The 6,851-nt window shown below is 73.3% G+C and carries 4 protein-coding genes; 1 reads left to right on the top strand and 3 read right to left on the bottom strand.

The window, feature by feature from the left end:
* Positions 1 to 258 precede the first annotated feature (258 nt).
* A complete protein-coding gene (locus ACIRL2_RS03320) occupies positions 259 to 933 on the bottom strand; it encodes an SDR family oxidoreductase (protein WP_395872110.1) in 675 nt (224 codons plus the stop codon).
* A gap of 187 nt (positions 934 to 1,120) precedes the next feature.
* Between ACIRL2_RS03320 and ACIRL2_RS03315 the strand changes: the two genes are divergently transcribed.
* On the top strand, positions 1,121 to 3,022 hold the full coding sequence (locus ACIRL2_RS03315) for a hypothetical protein (protein WP_395872108.1): 1,902 nt from the start codon (positions 1,121 to 1,123) through the stop codon (positions 3,020 to 3,022).
* A 76-nt stretch (positions 3,023 to 3,098) separates the two neighbouring features.
* On the opposite strand, the gene pheT is transcribed toward ACIRL2_RS03315, so the two are convergent.
* Both pheT and pheS read right to left on the bottom strand, forming a co-directional pair.
* Positions 3,099 to 5,606, bottom strand: coding sequence for a phenylalanine--tRNA ligase subunit beta (gene pheT / locus ACIRL2_RS03310; RefSeq protein ID WP_402229842.1), 2,508 nt, complete (start codon positions 5,604 to 5,606; stop codon positions 3,099 to 3,101).
* Positions 5,606 to 6,727 (bottom strand): phenylalanine--tRNA ligase subunit alpha, encoded by a 1,122-nt coding sequence (gene pheS / locus ACIRL2_RS03305; RefSeq protein ID WP_402229840.1) that lies wholly within the window; start codon positions 6,725 to 6,727, stop codon positions 5,606 to 5,608. Before pheS ends, pheT begins: the two co-directional genes overlap by 1 nt.
* Positions 6,728 to 6,851 lie beyond the last annotated feature (124 nt).

The following is a 6,851-nucleotide window of genomic DNA, read 5'->3' as shown; positions in this document are numbered from 1 at the left end:
CCAACCGCAACCGCCCCACCCCGGGCACACCAACCCAGCCCGTCCGGCGCTTGAGGACGCTCGCCGCAGGCGCCTGCCAACCGCAACCGCCCCACCCAACCCCACCAAACCCAGCCCGTCCGGCGCTTGAGGACGCTCGCCGCAAGCACCCACAAACCGCAACCGCCCCACCCAACCCCACCAAACCCAGCCCGTCCGGCGCTTGAGGACACGCTCAAGCACAAACGCCCTCGGTCCGGCCACCGCCCAAAGGCCGGCTCACCCCCGTGACCGCACAGTCACGTCGTTGATCCGCGAATCCTGCGGCAGCAACAGCGCCGACACGACAACCCCCGCGACAGTCCCGGGATCGCTGTACCGCTCGCTCTCGAACGCCCCACCCTCCTGCTCCCGCACCCCACGCTGCATCGGCGTCGCGGTCCGCCCCGGATACACGCTGGTCACCCGCAGCAGCGGCTCCTCCTCCCGCAGCCCGTCGGCCAACGCCTTCAACGCGTGCTTGCTCGCCGCGTACGCCGCCCAGCCCGGATTGGTCCGCAACCCCGCACCGCTGTTGAGCAGCACCACATCGCCGTGCCCGCGCCGCAGCGCCGGCAGCAGCACGCGCGTAACCTCCGCCACCGCGACCACGTTGACGGTCAATGTGCGCGACCACACGGCCGAGGCCGTCTCCGCCACCGTGCCCAGATCCGCGACGCCCGCGCTGTGCACCAGGCCCGCGAACGTCTCCTCGGCGATCGGCGCCAGCGCGTCCGCGATCGTCTCGGGGCTCTCCAGGTCCGCGACCACGGTCCGCACCCCGGGCCCGGCCACCTCTGCGGCCCGCGCCTGCGACCGCACGATCGCGACCAGGTCGTGGCCGTCCTCGCGCAACCGGCGGGCGATCTCCGCGCCGATACCGCTGCCTGCACCGGTAATCACGTAAGTACTCATCCCGTCACCCTACGAGGTGCGCGAGCCCCGGGACCGACGACCACACGCGGCCCACCCCTGCCCCATCCGGCCCCACCGGCCTCTCCCGTCCCTCACTCGGCCCGACCGCCCTTCCCCCGGCCCGACCCGCCTCGCGCCGCCCCACGCGACCCCACCCCTCCCCGCCCCGACTGGAGCCCCACTGACGATGACGCTGACCACCACCCTGCCCGGACAGGGCCCACCGCCCACCGACCCCGCCGCCCCGGCCCCCGACCGCACCCGGCGCCTGGCCGCCCGCTGGAACGTGGCGATGGTGCTGCTGCCCGCCGCGTTCCTCGCCGTATGGGGCGGCCAACGCAGCTGGCTGTGCGACGACGGCCTGATCTTCACCCGCACGGTCCGCCAGATCCTGGCCGGCCACGGCCCCGTGTTCAACCCCGGCGAGCGCGCCGAGGCGGCCACCAGCACCCTGTGGCAGTGGCTCCTGGTCGCCGGCACCGAACTCACCGGCCAGGATCCCGCCCCGCTGGCCGTGCGCCTGGGCCTGCTGTGCAGCGTGATCGGCTGGTTCCTGGCCGCCGACGCCGGCCGCCGACTGCACCTGCCCCGATCCGACGCCGCGTTCCTGCTCCCGTGCGGCGCACTCGTCCTGCTCGCACTGCCGCCGGTATGGGACTTCGCCACCTCCGGCCTGGAGACCGGCCTGACCACGCTGTGGACGGCCGGCTGCTGGTGGCTGCTGGTACACCTCGCCCGCGACCCGCGCACCCACACCGCCCACGCCCTGGCCCTGCTCGCCGGCCTGGGCCCGATGGTGCGCCCCGACCTGGCGATCGCCGGCCTCGGCTTCCTGGTCGCCCTCGCCCTCGTACACCGCCCCCGACCGGCACGCGCGCTCGCCCTGCTCGGCACCGCCGGCGCACTCCCGCTGGCGTACGAGATCTTCCGGATGGGCTACTACGGCGTCCTGCTCCCGCTGCCCGCGATCACCAAGGAGGCCTCCGCCGCCGACTGGTCCCGGGGCTGGGCCTACCTGCACGACCTGGCCGACCCCTACCACCTGTGGCTGCCCGCGCTGATCCTGGCCGCGTTCGCCACAGCCGCTGCCGCCGCCGCGGTCGCGGTCGGAACAGCGGCCACCGCGAGCCGCCCACACCCGCCGACCCCCGCCCGGCCCGCCCCGGACACCCGCACCCGACTACACGTCCTGTACGCGGTACCGGTCCTGTCCGGCCTGACCATGCTGCTCTACGTGGTCCGTGTCGGCGGCGACTTCATGCACGGCCGGATGTTGCTGCCCGGACTGTTCGTGCTGCTCCTGCCGATCCTGATGGTCCCCGCGAATCGAATCGCGGTACCCGCCGTGAGTGCCCTGGCGGTCTGGTCACTGCTGACCGCGATCGCCTTCCGGGTGCCCTACGCCGGCATCGGCCCCGGCGGCGTCGCCGACGAACGCGGCTTCTACACCTCGGTCCTGGGCGTCGCCAACCCGGTCACCGCCGACGTCTTCATCGACCGCTTCCCCGGCTTCCCGACCATGATCCGGGGCCCGCGCCCGGGGTATCGCCACACCCTGGTCGACCGGTCCCCGACGCACTCCTTCGTGGTCCCGCTGCGACCGGACCTGAACGCGTCGATCGTGGCGATGTGGCCCTCGCTGGGCATGAACGGCGCGGCCACCCCGATCACCGGGATCGCGCTCGACGACCTGGGCTTGGCCTACCCGCTCGCCGCGCACATCCACCTGACCACCCGCGGCCGCCCCGGCCACGAGAAGCGGATCGACCCGGCGTGGGTGCTCGCCGAGTACGCCGACCCGGCCGCACCCCCGCCCCCGGGCATCGACCCGATCCGGATCGCCGCCGCGCGCTACACGCTCACCTGCGGCACCGCCGATCGGGGCCGGCTCAAGGAACTGCGCGACTCGGTGCGCGCGCCGATGTCCTGGCAACGCTTCGCCGCCAACCTCACCGGCGCGCCGGCACGCACGGCCTTCCGCTTCCCCAACGACCCGATCGTGGCCGCCCGGCAGATCTGCGGCGTCGACGTGCTGGCTCCGGGCGTCCTGCCCACCGCCCCGACACCGGCCCCGGCACCGCTGCCCTGACCCGGGTGCGGCCCGCACACCCGAAGGTGTGCGGGCCGCTTCCGAGCGACGCCGAGCGACGACGAGCGCGAAGGCGTCACGCCCCGCGCAACACCGCCCCGGTACGCTCCGCCGCGAGCGCCACCGCCGCGTCGCGCGCGACCGTGGCCTCCTCGACCGTGAGCGTGCGATCCGGCGCCCGGAACCGCAGCGCGTAAGCCAGCGACTTGCCGCCCTCGGCGATCTGCGCGCCGGTGTACACATCGAACAGCCGCACCGACTCGAGCAGTTCCCCCGCGCCCTCGACCAGCGCGGCCTCGACCGCGGCGGCGGGCACCGCGGCGTCCACGACCAGCGCGACGTCCTGCGTGGCCACCGGGTACGACGAGATGTGCCCGGCCTGCGGCACGTACTCGCCGTCGAGGTCGGCGGTCAGCAGATCCAGGTCCAACTCCATCGCGCCGACCCGCTCGGGCAGGTGCAGCGTCTTGACCACCCGCGGATGCAGCTCGCCCGCGTGCCCCACGACCCGCTCGGTCCCGTCCGGCGCGGTCACCACGAGCGCCGCGCAGCGCCCGGGATGCCACGGCTCGTGCTGATCCTGACGCACCGTCAGCTCAACCCCGACGGCGTCCGCGACCACCCGTGCCGCCTCGACCGCGTCCGCCCAGATCTGCGGCCGACCCGGGCCCCACCAGCCGGAGCGCTCCCGCTCGCCGGCCAGCACCACCGCGACCCGCTGCGGCTGGTGCGGCAACGCCGCCTCCAGCCGCGCCAGTTCCTCTGCCGTGGGCCGCCGGTCCACCGCGAGCACGGGCGCGACCGGCGTCGAGGCGTTCGGCCGGAAGACCACGCCGGACTCGAACAGCGCCGGATCGCCGTTGCCGCGCCCGAGGTTGCGACGCAACGTCCCGAGCAGCCCCGGCAGCAGCGTCGTGCGCAGCGCCGGCTCCTCCTCGGAGATCGGATTGACCAGCACCACGGTGCGCCGCCGCGCGTCGTCCTCGGGCAACCCGAGGTCGTCGAACGCGCTCTGCCCCAGGAACGGGTAGTTGAGCACCTCGGTGTAGCCCGCGCCCGCGAGCGCGCGACCGAGCCGACGCCGGCGCCGCTGATCCACGGTCAACCCGCGACCGGCCGGCACCTGCGGCAGCGTGGAGGGCACCTGCTCGTAGCCCTCCAGCCGGATCACCTCTTCGGCCAGGTCGTTCGGGTCGGTCAGGTCGGGCCGCCAAGTCGGCGGCACCACGGTCAGCTCGTCGATCCCCTCGACCGAACAGCCCACCTCCTGCAACCGCTGCGCGACCGTCTCGCGCGGGTACGCGACACCCGCGACCTTCGCCGCGTGGTCCGCCGCGAGCACGATCCGCACCACCTCGCGCGGCGCGTCCACCTCGGTCACGCCCGCCTCGGCCTGGGCCCGCTCGCCGCCCAGCGCGGCCAGCAGGTCCACCGCGCGCTGCGCCGCGGCCCGGGCCGCCTCGGGGTCCACCCCGCGCTCGAACCGGCGCGACGCCTCCGAGCCCAGCTTGTGCCGACGCGCGGTGCGCGCGATGGCCACCGGGTCGAAGTGCGCGGCCTCGATCACGATGTCGGCCGTGTCCTCGCCGATCTCGGTGCTCTCGCCGCCCATCACACCCGCGAGACCGATCGGCCCCCGGTTGTCACAGATCAGCAGGTCCTCGCGGTCCAACCGGCGCTCGGCGTCGTCGAGCGTGGTCAGCGTCTCGCCCTCGAGCGCGCGACGCACCACGATCGGGCCCTGCAACCGGGCCCGGTCGTAGGCGTGCAGCGGCTGACCCAGTTCGAGCATCACGTAGTTGGTGACGTCCACGACCAGCGAGATCGGCCGCATGCCGCTCATCTGCACCCGCCGCTGCAACCACAGCGGGGACGGCGCCTCGGGGTCGATGCCGACCACGGTGCGCGCGACGAACCGGTCGCAGCCGGCCGGGTCCTCGACCACGACCGGGTAGCCGTACCCGTTCGCGTCCGGCACATCCAGCAGCGCCGGGTCGCGCAGCGGCTGCCCGTAGGCGATCGCCGCCTCGCGCGCGACGCCGCGCATCGACAGGCAGTAGCCCCGGTCCGGGGTCACCGCGATGTCGAGCACCTCGTCGACCAGACCCAGCAGTTCGATCGCGTCCGCGCCGACCTGCGCCTCGATCGGCAGCACGATGATGCCGTCGTGGTCGTCGCCCATGCCCAGTTCGCGGGCCGAGCAGATCATCCCGCGCGAGACGTGACCGTAGGTCTTGCGCTCGGCGATCTCGAACGGACCGGGCAGCACACCGCCCGGCAGGATCACCACGACCTTGTCGTCGACCTCGAAGTTGCGCGCGCCGCAGACGATCTCCTGCGGCTCACCGGTGCCGTTGGCGTCGCCGACGTCGACCTTGCAGAACCGGATCGGCTTCTTGAAGCCCTCCAGTTCCTCGATCTCCAGCACCCGGCCGACCACGAGCGGACCCTTGAGGTCCGCGCCGAGCCGCTCGACCGTCTCGACCTCCAGGCCCAGCGCCACGAGCTTGTCGGCGACATCGCGCCCGGACTCGCCGGCGGGGAGGTCGACGTACTCCCGCAGCCACGAAAGCGGGACCCGCATCAGATCTCCATCCCGAACGGAAGGGTGAACCGGACGTCACCCTCGACCATGTCTCGCATGTCCTCGACGTTGTGCCGGAACATCAGCGCGCGCTCCAGGCCCACGCCGAACGCGAACCCGCTGTACACCTCGGGGTCGATGCCGCACGCGATCAGCACGCGCGGGTTGACCATGCCGCAGCCGCCCCACTCGATCCAGCCCTCGGACCGGCAGGTCCGGCACGGGTGCTCGGGGTCGCCCACCGAGGCGCCGCGACACACGAAGCACTTGAGGTCGAGCTCGGCGGAGGGCTCGGTGAACGGGAAGTACGACGGGCGCAGCCGGGTGACGATGCCCTCGCCGAACATCGCCTCGACGAAGTGGTCGAGGGTGCCCTTGAGGTCGCCCATGGTCAGGCCCTTGTCCACGGCCAGACCCTCGATCTGCCCGAACACCGGGGTGTGCGTGGCGTCCAGCTCGTCGGTGCGGTAGACCCGGCCCGGACAGATCACGTAGATCGGCGGGGTACGGGTCAGCATGGTGCGGATCTGCACGGGCGAGGTGTGCGTGCGCAGCACCACGCCGGAGTCCGCCGAGCCGTCCTCGGCGCGCACGAAGAAGGTGTCCTGCATGGTCCGCGCGGGGTGGTCCGGCAGGATGTTGAGGGCGTCGAAGTTGTACCACTCCGCCTCGACCTGCGGGCCCTCGGCGACCTCGTAGCCCATCGCGACGAAGAGGTCCTCGATCCGCTCGGACAGCGTGGTCAACGGGTGCCGGGCGCCGCGCGGGGCGCGGTCCCACGGCAGCGTGACGTCGACCGCCTCCTCGACCAGCACGCGCGCGTCGCGCTCGGCCTCCAGCTCGACCTGACGCTGCTCCAGGGCCTTCTTCACCGCACCCCGCGCCTGGCCGACACGCTTGCCCGCCTCGGCCTTGGCCTGCGGGGGGAGTGCGCCGATCTCGCGGTTGGCGAGCGCGAGCGGCGAGCGGTCGCCGGTGTGCGCGACCTTCGCCTCCTGCAGCTCGGCGAGGTCGCCCGCGGCGGCGACCGCCGCGAGCGCCGCGTCGCGGGCCCGCTCGACTTCCTCTGGTTTCAACGCCTCGACCTCGACCGGGTCGTACGACTTGTTCGGTGCCGACATCTGTGTCCAGTGCTCCTGTGGGGGATCCGCCGGTGGTGGAGGCGGCAATGACGTCCTACGACGTCCGCGCTCCGAGTTTACTGACGCCTGATCGGCGTGCGTGTCTCGGCCGAACCGCGACGAC

The organism is Embleya sp. NPDC127516, assembly GCF_044765325.1.
In the GTDB taxonomy this organism is placed as follows: Bacteria; Actinomycetota; Actinomycetes; order Streptomycetales; family Streptomycetaceae; genus Embleya.
This window is presented reverse-complemented; position numbering and strand designations above follow the sequence as displayed.

Coding starts and splice junctions, on each gene's coding strand:
- ACIRL2_RS03320 (WP_395872110.1), bottom strand. CDS start 933: ATGAGTACTTACGTGATTACCGGTGCAGGCAGCGGTATCGGCGCGGAG.
- ACIRL2_RS03315 (WP_395872108.1), top strand. CDS start 1,121: ATGACGCTGACCACCACCCTGCCCGGACAGGGCCCACCGCCCACCGAC.
- pheT (WP_402229842.1), bottom strand. CDS start 5,606: ATGCGGGTCCCGCTTTCGTGGCTGCGGGAGTACGTCGACCTCCCCGCC.
- pheS (WP_402229840.1), bottom strand. CDS start 6,727: ATGTCGGCACCGAACAAGTCGTACGACCCGGTCGAGGTCGAGGCGTTG.